The organism is Tumebacillus permanentifrigoris, assembly GCF_003148565.1.
Classification (GTDB): domain Bacteria; phylum Bacillota; class Bacilli; order Tumebacillales; family Tumebacillaceae; genus Tumebacillus; species Tumebacillus permanentifrigoris.
Window position 1 is genome coordinate 133,308 of sequence record NZ_QGGL01000001.1, and the last position, 14,824, is coordinate 148,131.

A 14,824-nucleotide genomic window follows, 5' to 3' on the forward strand; every position below is an offset into this window, starting at 1 on the left:
TTTTCGTTGTTGTTGTTTGTCATTTCCATTCCAACACCTTCTTTTTCCAGGCATAGACGAGACCGAGGACGAGCAGACCGAGGAAGATCAACATCTCCACGAGGCCGAACAGACCGAGGGAGTCAAACGTAACCGCCCACGGGTAGAGGAACATAATTTCGACATCGAACGCTACGAACATCAGTGCAAACAGATAGTAGCGGACGTTGTAACGCACATGTGCTTCGCCGAACGGTTCTATCCCGGATTCGTAGGTCGTTAACTTTTCCGGGGTCGGGTTCTTCGGACGCAAGAGCGGGCCTAGAACCATCAAGGCACCAATCGGGAGCAACAAGCCTAAAACCAGGAACAGGAAAATAAATAGGTAACTGTTCCAATACGAGACCATAGCAGCCCCTCCATCTTCAAAAAAGTTCATAGTTTTGCCCCCAACATTATAACAGACCACATAATCGCTGTAAAACAGGGTATGGCGTTAAGTTGGTGTTTTGGTTGTCAGTACTCAGTTTAAGACTTTCCAAAACTACCTTCTGTTACACAGAAAAAAGTCCCACACCAACAGGTGTGGGACTTTTTCGCTCTGCTTAGCGTTTGCTTGTCGCGGTGTTGATACGGTTGATCGCCCGAGCCAGTGCCAATTCCGCACGGCGATGGTCGGTGCTATCACCCTTGTCAGACAGGCGACGCTCCGCACGCTCCTTGGAGCGGGCAGCACGGTCAACGTCAATCTCTTCTGGCAGTTCAGCTGATTCAGCGAGAACTGTCACTTTCTCCGGTTTGACTTCGAGGAAGCCACCGGAGACAGCGATGATGGTCTCTTGCCCTTCGTTGCGAACGCGCAGTTGTGAAACTTTGAGCGTCGTAACGACCGGGGTATGACCAGCCAGAATCCCGAGATCGCCGTCGCCGCCGCGCGCGATGATCATGTCTACTTCATTGGAGTAGACTTTACGTTCCGGCGTGACGATTTCGATCGGCATTTTGTTCATGGATTTATCCTCCTAAGCCCAGGCGAGCGTTAGGCTTTCGCGTTTTCGAGAACGTCTTCGATGCCGCCACACATGTAGAAGGCAACTTCCGGGACGTCATCGTGCTTGCCTTCAAGAATTTCCTTGAAGCCGCGAACGGTGTCCGCGATTTTTACGTAGCGGCCCGGACGACCGGTGAAGACTTCACCAACGAAGAACGGCTGCGACAGGAAGCGCTGGATCTTACGAGCGCGTGCCACGACGAGCTTGTCTTCGTCAGACAGTTCGTCCATACCGAGGATCGCGATGATGTCTTGCAGTTCCTTGTAGCGTTGCAGAACGCCCTGCACGCCACGAGCTACGCGGTAGTGCTCTTCGCCGACAACGTCCGGAGACAGTGCGCGAGAAGTGGAAGCAAGCGGGTCAACCGCCGGGAACAGTGCCATCTCAGCGATTTTACGGTCCAAGTTGGTGGTAGCGTCCAAGTGAGCGAACGCGGTCGCCGGAGCCGGGTCGGTGTAGTCATCGGCCGGGACGTAGATCGCTTGGATCGAGGTGATGGAACCCTTTTTGGTCGAGGTGATGCGCTCTTGCAGCTGACCCATCTCGGTTGCGAGGGTCGGCTGGTAACCTACTGCGGACGGCATACGACCGAGCAGTGCGGATACCTCAGAACCAGCTTGGGTGAAGCGGAAGATGTTGTCGACGAAGAACAGAACGTCGCGCTCTTCCACGTCGCGGAAGTATTCCGCGATCGTCAGACCGGTCAGTGCAACGCGTGCACGTGCGCCCGGCGGCTCGTTCATCTGGCCGAAGACCATCGCGGTCTTCGTGATAACGCCAGAATCCTTCATCTCGTGGTAAAGGTCGTTCCCTTCACGGGTACGCTCACCAACACCTGCGAACACGGAGTAACCGCCGTGTTGCTTCGCGATGTTGTGAATCAATTCCTGGATGGTAACGGTCTTACCTACGCCTGCACCACCGAAGAGACCGATCTTACCGCCCTTGATGTACGGAGCGAGCAAGTCAATAACTTTGATACCGGTTTCGAAGATTTCAACCTTGGTTGCAAGGTCTGCGAATTCCGGAGCAGATGCGTGGATCGGCATGCGCTTGCTTTCGCCTTCTACCGGACCTACTTCGTCAATGGTTTCCCCAAGGACGTTGAAGATACGGCCGAGCGTACCCGGACCGACGACTGCGGAAATCGGAGCGCCAGTGTCGAGAACTTCCGTGCCGCGGACGAGGCCGTCGGTGGAAGACATCGCGATGGTACGAACTTGGTTGTCACCGAGGTGCAGTGCGACTTCAACGGTGAGGTTGATGTCTGCTTCGCCTTCGGATTGTGCTTTATAAGCGATGGTCAGGGCGTTGTTCAGCTGCGGGAGTTGACCTTCCGCGAACTGTACGTCGACGACCGGACCGAGAACCTGGACGATTTGTCCTTTGTTCATCACGGTTTCCCTCCATTCTTGCGTAAATCGCGAGCGAGTGTGTTATTTACCTGCTGCAGCCTCAGCACCGCCGACGATCTCGGTGATCTGCGTGGTGATCGCCGATTGACGTGCACGGTTCAGGTCGAGGGTGAGCTTGTTGATCATCTCGCCAGCGTTGTCGGTAGCAGCGCCCATCGCGGTCATTTTCGCACCGAACTCGGACGCTTTCCCTTCGAGCAGTGCGCTAAAGATCAAGGTCTCCGCGTACTTCGGAAGCAGGTTGTCGAGGACCGCCTCTGCAGACGGCTCGTAGTCGTATTTCGCCGTGAGCACACCCGGTTCCGGCTTTTGCTGCTTGTTGCCCAGATCTTCGAGCGGGAGCAGTTTGCGGGACGTCGGAATCTGCGTCAGCGGAGAGATGAATTCGTTGTAGAGGAGGAAGACTTCGTCATACACTCCGTCTTGGAAAAGCTTTACGACTTGGTTCGCGATATCCTTGATATCAGCGAAAGTCGGGGAGTCTGGATACCCAGTAACCTCACCCACAAGCGGGTAATTGCGGCGCTTGAAGAAGTCGCGCGCTTTGCGACCGATAGTGAAGATAGCATACGTATCCTTCGACTTGCCGCGCACTTCGTTGACGAGTGTACGGATGATCTGCGAGTTGTAACCACCCGCGAGACCACGGTCGGAGGAGATGATCACGTAGCCAGTCTTTTTAACCGGACGTTTGACGAGCATCGGGTGGTTCGCAGAACCGGAGCCCGATGCGATCGACCCGATGACTTCTTCCATTTTCACTGCGTACGGACGCGCTTGCTCTACGCGCTCCTGCGCACGACGCAGCTTCGCCGCCGCTACCATTTTCATCGCTTTGGTGATTTGCTGGGTGTTCTTCACGGACTTGATACGGCGACGAATGTCGCGGGCGTTAACTGCCATGTTGAAACACCACCTTGGGATGAAATGGAGTGGCTAGACGACGTTACGCCACAAAAGAAGCTTTGAACTTAGCAACCGCTTCTTTGAGGGAAGCGATGAGCTCGTCGGTGAGGGTTTTGCCTTCGACGATGCCCTTGAAGACTTGCGGGTAGTTGGTATCGATAAACGCGAGCCATTCGGACTCGAAGCGCAGAACCGATTCAACCGGGATCGAGTCGAGGTGGCCTTCTTTTACAGCCCAGAGGGAGACGACCTGACGCTCAACAGACATCGGTTGGTATTGGCCTTGCTTCATGATCTCGACGGTGCGTGCACCGCGATCAAGGCGAGCTTGGGTCGCTTTGTCGAGGTCGGAGCCGAACTGTGCGAACGCTTGCAACTCGCGATACTGTGCGAGGTCGGTCTTGATGGTACCCGCGACTTGTTTCATCGCTTTGATCTGTGCGGAACCACCAACACGGGAAACGGACAGACCGACGTTAACAGCCGGACGGACGCCGGAGTTGAACAGGTCGGACTCGAGGAAGATCTGACCGTCGGTGATGGAGATAACGTTCGTCGGGATGTACGCGGAGATATCGCCCGCTTGGGTCTCGATGAACGGCAGAGCGGTCAGCGAACCACCGCCGAGCTTGTCGGACAGTTTCGCAGCGCGCTCCAGCAGACGGGAGTGCAGGTAGAAGACGTCGCCCGGGTATGCTTCACGGCCCGGAGGACGGCGCATCAGCAGGGACATTTCGCGGTATGCAGCAGCTTGTTTGGAGAGGTCATCGTATACGCAGAGGACATGGCCGCCTTTGTACATGAAGTACTCACCCATCGTGACGCCTGCATACGGAGCCAGGTAGAGCAACGGTGCCGGATCGGAAGCCGAAGCGGATACGACGATGGTGTATTCCATCGCGCCGTGTTTGCGGAGGGTTTCCACAACTTGCGAGACGGTGGATTGCTTTTGACCGATTGCAACGTAGACGCAGACCATGCCGTTGCCTTTTTGGTTGATGATCGCATCGAGCGCGATCGCGGTTTTACCGGTTTGACGGTCACCGATGATCAACTCACGCTGGCCACGACCGATCGGAATCATCGAGTCGATCGACTTGATCCCGGTTTGCAGCGGTTCGTGAACAGACTTACGGTCGATTACGCCCGGAGCTGCGGACTCCAACGGACGGAATTCCTTGGTTTCGATCGGGCCGCGGCCGTCGATCGGTTGACCGAGCGAGTTCACAACGCGGCCGATGAGCGCTTCACCAACCGGAACTTGCGCGATGCGGCCGGTACGTTTAACGGTGTCGCCTTCTTTGATACCAACGACGGTGCCGAGGACAACCGCACCGACATTGTTGACTTCAAGGTTGAACGCCATACCGATGGCGCCGTTGGAGAACTCCAGAAGTTCGCCGGCCATGACTTTTTCAAGACCATGGATACGTGCGATCCCGTCACCAACTTGGATTACGGTCCCAACATCATATACTTGAACTTCAGATTGATAATTCTCAATCTGTTGCTTGATAAGCGCACTGATTTCTTCAGGACGAATGCTCATGATCTCACCCCTCACGTAGGTACTAGTATTTCAGCGTTTGGCGGAAACGTTCGAGCTGAGCAGCGACGGTGTAATCGAATACACGATCGCCTACGCGCACTTTTGCGCCGCCGATCAGAGCAGGGTTGACCGTCGAAGTGACGTCAATCTGCTTGCCGTTTGCGCCGAGCGTGTTTTTCAAAGTCGAAATTTCCTCATCGGAGAGCGGGATAGCCGACTCTACGGTCACTTTTACACGGCCGTTCGCTTGGTCAACCAGGCGGGTGTACTCTTCGGAGATGCCTGCGAGGTTTTCCTGACGGCGACGGTCGAGCAGCAGGAGAATGAAGTTCATCACGATCACAGAGACGCGGGTGCCGAACAGCTCGGTCATCTGTTTCTTCTTCACTTCAGTGCTGATGCTCGGATGGAGCATCAGCTTCTCGAGTTCTGGATGCGCGCGAAGCGCATCGACGATAGCAACCAGTTCTACTTCTGCTGTTTCGATCTGGCCTTTTTGCTGTGCAACGTCGAACAGCGCTTCAGCGTAACGCTTTGCTACTGTCGGGTTCTTCATACGCGAACACCCATTTCCTTAACAGCCTCTTCGAAAAGAGCCTTGTGGGATTCAGCGTTCAACTCTTTTGCAATGATCTTACCAGCCAGCAGGACGGACATGTTGCCGACTTGCTCGCGGAGTTCCGCGATGGCTTGGTCTTTCTCACGATTGATCGTCGCAACCGCTTCTTCGCGGATGCGGCGAGCTTCTTCTTCAGCTGCAGCCACGATGTCTGCCGCTTGTTTCTCGCCGGTGCGACGAGCGTTTTCCATCATCTCGTGCGCGTCTTTCTTCGCGTTGTTCAGAGCGATGCGGTTCTCTTCGGTCAGGCGTTCCACTTCTTCACGGCCTTTTTCAGCGGTGGAGATTTGGGTCTCAATGTATTGAGCGCGCTCGCTCATCATGCGCATCAGCGGGCCGAACGCAAATTTGCGGAGCAGAAGGAAGAGAAGCAGAAAGGCGACGAGCTGGAATATCATAGTTCCGAGTTCAAATTGCACGAAGGTTCACTCCTTTCGGGGCTGGACAAAAGGAAGGCGCAGGCGGTTACGAGGTCCGCCCCGCCAGCCTGTAAAGGTCCGGATGGGATCTTAGAGACGGCCGAACAGGATCAGACCGAACGCAACTGCGATAACCGGAAGTGCCTCGACGAGACCCAGACCGATAAACATTTGAGTTTGAAGCATACCTTTTGCTTCTGGCTGACGAGCGATACCTTCGATCGTGCGACCAACTACGAGACCGTTACCAATACCTGCGCCGACTGCTGCGAGACCGAGCAAGAGACCTACTGCCATTTCCATGAGAGAGTACCTCCTTGATTTCCATTTAATTTTATGGTTGTGAAAGGGTAAAACGGGTCTTGCGGACGAAACGACTTAGTGATGCTCGTCATGCGGTACTTTCTGACCGATGTAGACGAGGGTGAGGACGGTGAAGACGAAGGACTGAATCGTACCTACGAACAGTGAGTACGCCAGCCAGACGACCAACGGAATCCCACCGGTCGGGAACCAACCACCCGCCATCGGGATACCCAAGATGATGCCGACCAAGACTTCACCTGCGAAGATGTTACCAAAGAGACGAAGACCGAGCGTGACGAACTTGGACACTTCGTCGATCAGGTGCAACGGCAGAAGCGCCGGGTACGGCTCCACGTAGTGTTTGAAGTAGCTACGCGGGTTGCGCAGACCGATGATGTGGGTCATGGTGACGATCCCGATCGACATCGCCAGCGCGACCGACATGTTCGCGGTCGGAGAGGCAAAGAACGCGACCACTGCGTGGCCCCCGTGCTCAGCCAGCGCTTCCTGACTGATCCCGACCATCCCGTGCTCCATCTCCACGTTGACGTTGAAGATCAAGCCCATCTGGTTGGAAATAAACAGGTAGGTGATCAAGGTCATCGCGAGCGGTACATAGGTCATCGCGCGCTTGCCACCGATGGTGTCCTTCGCGAGGCCGGTGATGAAGTCAGCCAGCCACTCGAAGAGGTTCTGCAGTCCTCGAGGATTGCGGATGCTCATGTTGACGACAGCCAGACGAGCCATGATCAGCACGACCAGCATAGCGATCAAAGTCATCGCCGCCGACGTCAGATTGAGCGTCCACATCCCTTCCCCAATAATGGGAAAAAGGTGTTCCATTACTTATTTCACCCCTTCCGACAATTAATGGATTATGAAGTTTTTTTGTATAGGAAGCCCCCCAGGAGGACGAATTGATAGGTGAACAACCCTATGATCAGTCCAGGAAGACTTACATACCCAATCTTAGGTTGCAAGACTTTGATCGCCAACACGGCTGCCAAGATCATGACGATGCGGAACATCATCACAAAGCTCGGGCGTTTGCGCGCTTGGAACAGGGCAACTTCCGCCGCCATCTCCGTTTGCTTTGCCACACTGACAGCAAAATACAAACTAACTGCCGACCCAATCGTTAGGCCGGCAAGGAGAGACGCGAATCGTGGCAACAGCACCCAGAGTATCGCGAGAATCGCCGTGACGATGGTCGTGTTCTTGATCGTGCGTCTTGCCAAGAGATGAAATTCGTTCATAGTTCCGTGGCTCCCATCCGCCCACTGTAGATACCATCTACCAGCATCGCCTACGCGTGGAAAATTTATGTATGTGAGTCCACATATCTCTGGGGAAGTTCCATGCTACGAAACGCGAGTTTTTACACATGAAACCCCAACCCAGAGATCATACTACTATATCCCTGCTAGCATTGTCAACGAATCGACCAAGCGCGACAAGGGTTCAAGCGTGTTTTTAACGATTTTTTCATAGAACCGACAAAAGTATGTGAAATCGTTCCTAAAAATCGCCCGTTTTAGCGCTCAACAACCACTGCTACGCCTTGACCGCCCCCGATGCAGAGCGTGGCGAGGCCGCGCTTGACATCGCGTTTTTGCATCTCATGAAGCAGGGAGACGAGCACGCGTGCGCCCGATGCACCGATCGGGTGTCCGAGGGCGATGGCGCCACCGTTGACGTTGAGTTTTTCATTCGGGATGTTCAAGTCCTTGCCGACTGCGAGCGCTTGTGCGGCAAAGGCTTCGTTGGCTTCAATCAGGTCGATATCCTCGATCGAGAGGTTGGCTTTCTCGAGCGCTTTTTTCGTTGCATAGATCGGACCGAGGCCCATCACGTTCGGATCGAGACCGGCAGAAGCGTAGGATTTGATCGTAGCGAGGATCGACAGGCCGAGGCTTTCTGCTTTTTCACGGGACATCACGAGCAGGGCCGCCGCGCCGTCGTTGATACCAGATGCGTTACCAGCGGTGACGGTGCCGTCCTTTTTGAAGGCAGCGCGAAGTTTGCCAAGCGATGCAGCCGTGGTGCCTGCACGCGGGAACTCGTCCTTGTCAAACACGATCGGGTCGCCTTTGCGTTGCGGGATCACGACCGGAACGATCTCGTCAGCAAAACGGTTCGAGGCGAGCGCTTGCTCGGCTTTTTGTTGCGACCAAGCGGAGAATTCGTCCTGCTCCTCACGGGTCAGGCCGTAGCGTTCGGCTACGTTTTCAGCGGTGATCCCCATGTGCGTGTCGTCAAATGCACACCACAGGCCGTCGCGGATCATCACGTCTACGACTTTCCCATCGCCCATCCGGTAGCCGTTGCGAGCCCCTTCTAATAAATACGGTGCTTGCGACATGTTCTCCATACCACCTGCGAGGATTGCGTCTGCGTCGCCTGCTTTGATGGCTTGCGCTGCGAGCATGACGGTTTTGAGGCCGGAACCACAGACTTTGTTGATCGTCATCGAGGCGATCGTGTTCGGCAGACCCGCTTTGATCGACGCTTGACGCGCCGGGTTCTGGCCGAGACCTGCTTGCAGGACGTTGCCGAGAATGACTTCCTCCACGTGCTCTGCAGATACCCCTGCACGTTGAAGCGCTTCCTTCAAAACGAGTCCGCCGAGCTCCGGGGCCGATACCCCAGCCAACGCACCTTGAAAATTGCCGATCGCCGTCCGGACGGCGCTTACGATAACTGCATCACGATTGCTCATTTGTTAATCCCCTTTCCAAGATACCAAACGGTAGGTTTGCCCATTCACCAACAACTATATTTCTCGATCTAGGCGCTTTTCCCTGCCTTGTAAGCGATGCCATCGGAAACATTCTCTTTTCAAGATGTCCCAAGGGATGTTATATTCAACCTGTGGTAAGTAGAATCGTTACGAAATTCATTGTCGCTTTGGAAAGAGGAGAGTCATGATGAACTATTTGACCCTTGGCCAAAAATTACGACTCAAACGCAAAGAACTCAACCTCACTCTCAAAGACGTTGCCGGAGATTATATCTCGACCGCTACTTTGAGTCTCGTCGAACGGGACATGCAAGTACCGTCTGAGGACTTGCTGCGCTACTTGGCTGACAAGTTGCAATCCCCGTATCAGTACTTCCGGGAGACCCCAGAGGAAACGTTGAATCGCAGAGCCAAGACTCTTCTCGCAGAAGCTGAAGTTCTCCTGTATCGCAAGCGTTTCGGGATGGCAGCTCGCTTTGCCGAGGAGATCCTAGTCGATGCGAAAGACCTCAAGATCATGCATCTGATCGGGCAAAGTTCCCTCCTGTTAGGCCAGATTGCGTCGGAGAAAGGCGAGTATCACCAAGCGAATCAATATTTGTTTGAAGCGCAATCGGCAACGATCATGTCGGGGAACGTCGAGTGGCTCCCGTCGATTTATTTTCAATTCGGTATGGTCTCATTCAAGCAGTCGTACTACGCACAGGCCCTCGACTACTTCAAGCAAGCCGAGCAAACCGAGTGTAAAACGATCGAGGACGATCTGACCCGCCTGATCCTCTCGATGATTTCTCAAGCCTATCACAAGCTCGGTCAATTTGACCTCGCGCTCCAATATGCGGAACGCACGAGGGAATTGGTCTCGCGGATGAACAATTTAGAAGCGTATGCCGAATCGCTGATCCTGATCGGCGCCACCTACCGCGAACAGGAACAGTACGACCAAGCATTTGCCCTGTTCCAAGAGGCACAGCGCGTCATCCACCAAGTCAACGCACAGCAGGAGCTCTCGGAAATCTCCTACAACCTCGCGTCGCTGTTCGTGAAGTCCGGCAACTTGGAGGAAGCAAACCGATACTACGTGCAAACCATCGACCTCAAGCTCCAACAGGAGGATGCCAGCGTCGTCAACGCTTCGTTGGAACTCGTCGAGACGTTGATTCAAGCGGGCGACTTACAGGCGGCCTTGCAACGCTTGGAGAGTGCGATCGCCCTGATGGATCAGTTCGGGATCGAGGAGGAGCGTGCGCGGGCATTGGCACTGCGCTACCAACTCCTGCACTTGACCGGCAATCCAGAGGACGGTCGCGCCTCGCTGGAGGAGAGTCTGTACCTCACGCGCAAGCTCCCCTTCTCCAAGCGCGTTGCCGACACCCTCGTGCGCCTCGGTCGCATCTGCGCCAACTCCGGCGATGCATCGACTGCCACGCTGTTGTTTGCAGAGGCGCTGGTGGTGTACGAGAACTGCGGCATCATCCTCTCCCGCATCCTCTAGATGTTCGACGTTCGGCACATGCAAAAAAAGACCCCAACCGTACACGGTGGGGTCTTTTTTCATCGCTTAGACGTGGAATTCGCTCGGCTTGTCCCCGAGGCCAAAGTGGTAGAGGATCGCCTGCACGATCCGATCAGACGCTTCGCCGTCCCCATAGGGGTTGGCGGCAACCGCCATCGCGCGGTGTGCTTCGGCGTTGGTCAGCAGTTCGTGTGCGAGGTTATAGATCACATCTTGGTCCGTGCCTGCGAGCTTCAATGTGCCTGCGTCGATGCCTTCTGGACGCTCCGTGGTGTCTCGCAAGACGAGCACTGGGACTCCGAGCGACGGAGCTTCCTCTTGGATTCCGCCCGAGTCGGTCAGGATCAAGGTCGCCCGCGACATGAAGTTGTGCGTGTCGAACACATCGAGCGGATCGATCAGGTGGATGCGCTCGTGACCGCCAAGGATCACGCGCGCCGGTTCTTGGACCGCCGGGTTCAGGTGCACCGGGTAGACGAGCACGATGTCCTCATGCTCCTCGACCAGACGACGAACGGCGGTGAAGATGTTGTGCATCTTCTCCCCCAAGTTCTCGCGACGGTGTGCCGTCATGAACACGAGGCGTTGCCCGCCCTGCAGGCTGTCCAGAATCGGATGGGTATATGTATCGCGGACGGTGGTCTTCATCGCATCGATGGCCGTGTTCCCGGTCACATAGATGCGCTCGTCTGGCTTGTGCTCCTGCAACAAGTTCGCACGCGACAGATCGGTCGGGGCGAAGTGCAGGTCGGCCATCACGCCGGTCAGTTGGCGGTTCATCTCCTCTGGGAACGGGGAGTACTTGTCATAGGTTCTCAATCCCGCTTCCACATGCCCGATCGCCACCTGTTGATAGAACGCCGCAAGCCCAGCCACGAACGTCGTCGTGGTGTCTCCATGTACGAGCACGATGTGCGGCTGTTCTTCCTGCAGGACCTTCTCCAAGCCCGCCAGTGCCTTGATCGACACGCCGGTCAACGTCTGACGTGGTTCCATGATGTCGAGGTCGTAGTCCGGCTTGATGTCAAACAGGTGTAGCACTTGGTCGAGCATCTCGCGGTGCTGCGCGGTGACGCAGACTTTGGAGTGAATTTTGTCCCCGGCGCGCTCCAGCGCTTTGACGAGCGGTGCCATTTTGACAGCTTCCGGGCGAGTCCCAAACACGGTCAGTACACGAATCGGTTCCATAGTCAGTAATCGCTCTCCTCTGTTACTTCGTGCCATACAGGCGATCGCCTGCGTCGCCTAACCCTGGCGTGATGTAGCCATGATCATTGAGACACTCGTCCACAGCCGCGACATAGATGTCGACATCCGGGTGGGCTTGTTGCACCGCTTCGATGCCTTCTGGTGCGGCGATCAGACACATCAGTTTGATGTTTTTCGCCCCACGCTGTTTCATGACCGTGATGGCTGCCACAGCGGAGCCGCCTGTTGCGAGCATCGGATCGACGGTGATCAGATCGCGCTCCTCCAGATCGGTCGGGAGCTTGGTATAGTACTCGACCGGTTGCAGGGTTTCCGGGTCGCGATAGAGACCGATGTGACCGACCTTCGCGCTCGGAATCAGGTTCAAGATGCCGTCTACCATACCGAGACCTGCGCGCAGGATCGGAACGATCCCGAGCTTTTTGCCCGCGAGGATCTTGGTCTGTGTGCTGGCGACCGGCGTCTGGATCGTGGTATCTTCGAGGGGCAAGTCACGGGTGGCCTCGTAAGCCATCAGCATCGCGACTTCCTCTACCAGTTCACGAAACTGCTTGGTCCCCGTGTCTGTGCGGCGGATGTAGGTCAATTTATGTTGGATCAGTGGATGGTCAAAAACGTACACTTTGCCCATGAGCCGACTCCCCTTTTCGTCTTCACTTGTTGGATGTCCTAGACCATTATAGCAAAACACTGCCGGAATACCAAAAGAGTCCCAACACGCTCCAAGGCGGGTTGGGACTCTTTTGGCCTGCTAGGGAGTCTTAGAGGTAGGTCAAGCCTTCGTACATCGGGAATTTGTCACACAGCGCCTTCACACGCTGGCGTGCTTCTTCGACTTTCGCTGCATCGTCGCGATGCTTGAGCGCCAACTCGATGATGTTGGCGATCTCGACCATCGCCGCTTGGTCAAAACCACGCGAGGTCGCAGCCGGGGTGCCGATGCGCACGCCAGAGGTGACAAACGGAGACGCTGGATCGAACGGGATGGTGTTTTTGTTGGTGGTGACGCCCACTTCGTCGAGCAGGTGCTCTGCCACTTTGCCGGTCAGGTCGAGGTTGCGCACGTCGAGCAGCAACAGGTGGTTGTCCGTGCCGCCGGAGACGAGGGTGAACCCACGCTCGATCAGCGCCGCTGCGAGAGCTTGTGCGTTGTCGACGACATTCTGGATGTATTGGGTGAATTCCGGGCGCAGCGCTTCGCCAAAGGAGACCGCCTTGGAGGCGATGACATGCATCAGCGGGCCGCCTTGGATACCTGGGAAGATCGCTTTGTCGATTTGCTTGGCGTATTGTTCCTTGCACAGGATCAGGCCGCCACGCGGCCCGCGCAGGGTCTTGTGCGTCGTGGAGGTGACGAAGTCTGCATACGGGATCGGCGACGGATGATGACCGGTCGCAACGAGGCCCGCGATGTGCGCCATGTCGACCATCAGGTAGGCTCCGACTTCATCCGCGATCTCACGCAGTTTCGGGAAATCGAGCACGCGTGGGAACGCCGAAGCGCCAGCGACGATCATTTTCGGTTTGTTTTCGATGGCGAGGGCACGTACTTTGTCGTAGTCGATCTGGTGCGTGCCTTCTTCGACGCCATACGGAACGAAGTTATAGTATTGACCGGAGATATTGACTGGGCTTCCGTGCGTGAGGTGACCGCCGTGTGAGAGGTTCATGCCGAGGACGGTGTCGCCCGGTTTGAGGAAAGCGAAATAGACCGCGGTGTTGGCGTTGGCGCCAGAGTGCGGCTGGACGTTGGCATGCTCTGCGTTGAACAGTTTCTTGGCGCGATCGCGAGCGATGTCCTCGACTACGTCGACGTATTCACAGCCGCCGTAGTAGCGCTTGCCTGGGTAGCCTTCTGCGTATTTGTTGGTCAGAACGGTGCCCATCGCTTCCATGACAGCGGTGGAGACGAAATTCTCAGAGGCGATCAACTCAATTTTTGCGCGTTGACGGCCGAGTTCCAGCTCCATCGCTTTTGCGATTTCTTGGTCGGTGTTTTGCAAGGTTTGGCTCAGATGATTGTTCATCTTCGGTCACTCCTTAGATAACAGCTATTTCCGAATATTATACCACACAAACCTAGTTAAAGTTCGTGCTTTCCTGTCTATCGAGAACATAAATGGCACGTGCGCCACCGATCAGTTTTGGACGAGTTTTTGCCATCGTGACATGCGCTTCCCCAATCGAGCGTTGGGTCGGACGCACGGGCACAGCGACCGGGCGCAGATGCATCCCGATGAACGTGTCCCCGATGTCGATCCCAGCGTCGGCTTGGATGCGCTCGACGAGCACCGGTTGGGTCAAGGCACGAAAGGCGGTCGAGGCGACTTGTCCACCCGCAGTGGGGACGGGGACGACCGCGACCTCCTCAAGTTGGAAGGCTTTGCGAGTTTCCCGTTCGACGACGAGCGCGCGGTTGAGGTGTTCGCAGCATTGAAAAGCGACGTGGAAGCCATACTGGGCACGGGCCTCCAGCACGGCGGCGACGATCTGCGCAGCGGCCTCTGCCGAACCGGCGGTGCCGATTTTTTGCCCGACGACTTCGCTGGAGGAGCAGCCGATGACGAGGAGGTGCTCCTCGTTGAGAACAGCCGCGGCGACCAGTTCGTCGAGCACTTGGAGAGTTTGTGCCTTGATCTGCTCTAGCATCCCTTGACGCCTTCCTCGCGACCGTAGCGCTGCTCGATGGTGGCGATCTTGTCGAGACGGTTCTGGTGACGACCGCCTGCGAAGTCGGTGGACAGCCAGATCTCCACGATGTCATCCGCCAGCCCTGGTCCGATGACGCGCGCGCCCATCGCCATGACGTTAGTGTTGTTGTGTTCGCGGGTGGCTTTGGCAGAGAACGTATCGTGGAGCAGTGCGCAACGGATGCCCGGGACTTTGTTGGCGACGATCATCATGCCAAGCCCCGTGCCACAGATGAGGATGCCACGGTCGAATTGCCCGGCTGCCACCGCTTCTGCGACTTGGATGCCGAAGTCTGGGTAATCGACCGACTCCTCGGAATAGGTGCCGAAGTCATGATACTCCAAGCCCATCGCGTCCAGTTTCTTTTTCACATTCTCTTTCAACGAAAAGCCGCCGTGGTCGGCTGCAAGTGCGATTTTCATG

At 55.9% G+C, this 14,824-nt stretch carries 17 protein-coding genes; 1 reads left to right on the top strand and 16 read right to left on the bottom strand.

The window, feature by feature from the left end:
- Nucleotides 1–19: 19 nt before the first annotated feature.
- The 11 genes from C7459_RS00605 to C7459_RS00655 all read right to left on the bottom strand — a co-directional run bounded on the left by C7459_RS00605 (nt 20) and on the right by C7459_RS00655 (nt 8,964).
- Entirely contained in the window at nt 20–418 is a 399-nt protein-coding gene (locus C7459_RS00605) for an NADH-quinone oxidoreductase subunit A (protein WP_281272714.1), read from the bottom strand.
- A gap of 166 nt (nt 419–584) precedes the next feature.
- Nucleotides 585–989: a F0F1 ATP synthase subunit epsilon gene (locus tag C7459_RS00610; protein ID WP_109685205.1), complete on the bottom strand. Its 405-nt coding sequence runs from the start codon at nt 987–989 to the stop codon at nt 585–587.
- Nucleotides 990–1,018: 29 nt separating this feature from the next.
- The gene (gene atpD / locus C7459_RS00615) at nt 1,019–2,425 is read right to left on the bottom strand and encodes a F0F1 ATP synthase subunit beta (protein ID WP_109685208.1); all 1,407 of its coding nucleotides are present in this window, start codon (nt 2,423–2,425) and stop codon (nt 1,019–1,021) included.
- Nucleotides 2,426–2,467: 42 nt separating this feature from the next.
- Nucleotides 2,468–3,349: an ATP synthase F1 subunit gamma gene (gene atpG, locus C7459_RS00620; RefSeq protein WP_109685210.1), complete on the bottom strand. Its 882-nt coding sequence runs from the start codon at nt 3,347–3,349 to the stop codon at nt 2,468–2,470.
- A gap of 43 nt (nt 3,350–3,392) precedes the next feature.
- Nucleotides 3,393–4,901, bottom strand: coding sequence for a F0F1 ATP synthase subunit alpha (atpA, locus tag C7459_RS00625; RefSeq protein ID WP_211320313.1), 1,509 nt, complete (start codon nt 4,899–4,901; stop codon nt 3,393–3,395).
- Nucleotides 4,902–4,923: 22 nt separating this feature from the next.
- Complete coding sequence (locus C7459_RS00630; RefSeq protein WP_109685212.1) at nt 4,924–5,457, bottom strand: F0F1 ATP synthase subunit delta; 534 nt, start codon at nt 5,455–5,457, stop codon at nt 4,924–4,926.
- Nucleotides 5,454–5,939: a F0F1 ATP synthase subunit B gene (atpF, locus tag C7459_RS00635; RefSeq protein ID WP_109685215.1), complete on the bottom strand. Its 486-nt coding sequence runs from the start codon at nt 5,937–5,939 to the stop codon at nt 5,454–5,456. Before atpF ends, C7459_RS00630 begins: the two co-directional genes overlap by 4 nt.
- 90 nt (nt 5,940–6,029) lie before the next feature.
- Nucleotides 6,030–6,242 carry a F0F1 ATP synthase subunit C gene (atpE, locus tag C7459_RS00640; RefSeq protein ID WP_109685218.1) on the bottom strand — a complete coding sequence of 71 codons (213 nt, stop codon included), beginning with the start codon at nt 6,240–6,242 and terminating at the stop codon, nt 6,030–6,032.
- Between the two features lie 75 nt (nt 6,243–6,317).
- Complete coding sequence (atpB, locus tag C7459_RS00645; protein WP_245884354.1) at nt 6,318–7,088, bottom strand: F0F1 ATP synthase subunit A; 771 nt, start codon at nt 7,086–7,088, stop codon at nt 6,318–6,320.
- 32 nt (nt 7,089–7,120) lie between these two features.
- Nucleotides 7,121–7,501 carry a hypothetical protein gene (locus C7459_RS00650; protein WP_109685220.1) on the bottom strand — a complete coding sequence of 127 codons (381 nt, stop codon included), beginning with the start codon at nt 7,499–7,501 and terminating at the stop codon, nt 7,121–7,123.
- Between the two features lie 278 nt (nt 7,502–7,779).
- The gene (locus C7459_RS00655) at nt 7,780–8,964 is read right to left on the bottom strand and encodes an acetyl-CoA C-acetyltransferase (RefSeq protein ID WP_109685222.1); all 1,185 of its coding nucleotides are present in this window, start codon (nt 8,962–8,964) and stop codon (nt 7,780–7,782) included.
- Nucleotides 8,965–9,172: 208 nt separating this feature from the next.
- On the opposite strand from C7459_RS00655, the gene C7459_RS00660 reads away from it, so the two are divergent.
- Nucleotides 9,173–10,480 carry a helix-turn-helix domain-containing protein gene (locus C7459_RS00660; protein ID WP_170119187.1) on the top strand — a complete coding sequence of 436 codons (1,308 nt, stop codon included), beginning with the start codon at nt 9,173–9,175 and terminating at the stop codon, nt 10,478–10,480.
- Between the two features lie 66 nt (nt 10,481–10,546).
- Here C7459_RS00660 and wecB read toward each other — a convergent pair whose 3' ends face one another.
- The 5 genes from wecB to rpiB all read right to left on the bottom strand — a co-directional run bounded on the left by wecB (nt 10,547) and on the right by rpiB (nt 14,823).
- Nucleotides 10,547–11,689 (bottom strand): non-hydrolyzing UDP-N-acetylglucosamine 2-epimerase, encoded by a 1,143-nt coding sequence (gene wecB / locus C7459_RS00665; RefSeq protein WP_109685225.1) that lies wholly within the window; start codon nt 11,687–11,689, stop codon nt 10,547–10,549.
- Nucleotides 11,690–11,711: 22 nt separating this feature from the next.
- On the bottom strand, nt 11,712–12,341 hold the full coding sequence (gene upp, locus C7459_RS00670; RefSeq protein WP_109685227.1) for a uracil phosphoribosyltransferase: 630 nt from the start codon (nt 12,339–12,341) through the stop codon (nt 11,712–11,714).
- A gap of 130 nt (nt 12,342–12,471) precedes the next feature.
- The gene (locus C7459_RS00675; RefSeq protein ID WP_109685229.1) at nt 12,472–13,737 is read right to left on the bottom strand and encodes a serine hydroxymethyltransferase; all 1,266 of its coding nucleotides are present in this window, start codon (nt 13,735–13,737) and stop codon (nt 12,472–12,474) included.
- Between the two features lie 52 nt (nt 13,738–13,789).
- Nucleotides 13,790–14,359 (bottom strand): TIGR01440 family protein, encoded by a 570-nt coding sequence (locus tag C7459_RS00680; RefSeq protein ID WP_109685231.1) that lies wholly within the window; start codon nt 14,357–14,359, stop codon nt 13,790–13,792.
- The gene (gene rpiB, locus C7459_RS00685; RefSeq protein ID WP_109685233.1) at nt 14,353–14,823 is read right to left on the bottom strand and encodes a ribose 5-phosphate isomerase B; all 471 of its coding nucleotides are present in this window, start codon (nt 14,821–14,823) and stop codon (nt 14,353–14,355) included. The genes C7459_RS00680 and rpiB overlap by 7 nt, the downstream gene beginning before the upstream one ends.
- Between the last annotated feature and the right edge of the window lies 1 nt (nt 14,824).

Excerpts from the sequence above, each read along its gene's own strand:
- atpD (WP_109685208.1), bottom strand. The coding sequence starts at position 2,425 with ATGAACAAAGGACAAATCGTCCAGGTTCTCGGTCCGGTCGTCGACGTA.
- C7459_RS00630 (WP_109685212.1), bottom strand. The coding sequence starts at position 5,457 with ATGAAGAACCCGACAGTAGCAAAGCGTTACGCTGAAGCGCTGTTCGAC.
- upp (WP_109685227.1), bottom strand. The coding sequence starts at position 12,341 with ATGGGCAAAGTGTACGTTTTTGACCATCCACTGATCCAACATAAATTG.
- C7459_RS00660 (WP_170119187.1), top strand. The coding sequence starts at position 9,173 with ATGAACTATTTGACCCTTGGCCAAAAATTACGACTCAAACGCAAAGAA.
- atpG (WP_109685210.1), bottom strand. The coding sequence starts at position 3,349 with ATGGCAGTTAACGCCCGCGACATTCGTCGCCGTATCAAGTCCGTGAAG.
- rpiB (WP_109685233.1), bottom strand. The coding sequence starts at position 14,823 with ATGAAAATCGCACTTGCAGCCGACCACGGCGGCTTTTCGTTGAAAGAG.
- C7459_RS00655 (WP_109685222.1), bottom strand. The coding sequence starts at position 8,964 with ATGAGCAATCGTGATGCAGTTATCGTAAGCGCCGTCCGGACGGCGATC.
- C7459_RS00605 (WP_281272714.1), bottom strand. The coding sequence starts at position 418 with ATGAACTTTTTTGAAGATGGAGGGGCTGCTATGGTCTCGTATTGGAAC.
- C7459_RS00610 (WP_109685205.1), bottom strand. The coding sequence starts at position 989 with ATGAACAAAATGCCGATCGAAATCGTCACGCCGGAACGTAAAGTCTAC.
- C7459_RS00675 (WP_109685229.1), bottom strand. The coding sequence starts at position 13,737 with ATGAACAATCATCTGAGCCAAACCTTGCAAAACACCGACCAAGAAATC.
- atpB (WP_245884354.1), bottom strand. The coding sequence starts at position 7,088 with ATGGAACACCTTTTTCCCATTATTGGGGAAGGGATGTGGACGCTCAAT.
- C7459_RS00680 (WP_109685231.1), bottom strand. The coding sequence starts at position 14,359 with ATGCTAGAGCAGATCAAGGCACAAACTCTCCAAGTGCTCGACGAACTG.
- C7459_RS00650 (WP_109685220.1), bottom strand. The coding sequence starts at position 7,501 with ATGAACGAATTTCATCTCTTGGCAAGACGCACGATCAAGAACACGACC.
- wecB (WP_109685225.1), bottom strand. The coding sequence starts at position 11,689 with ATGGAACCGATTCGTGTACTGACCGTGTTTGGGACTCGCCCGGAAGCT.
- atpE (WP_109685218.1), bottom strand. The coding sequence starts at position 6,242 with ATGGAAATGGCAGTAGGTCTCTTGCTCGGTCTCGCAGCAGTCGGCGCA.
- atpA (WP_211320313.1), bottom strand. The coding sequence starts at position 4,901 with ATGAGCATTCGTCCTGAAGAAATCAGTGCGCTTATCAAGCAACAGATT.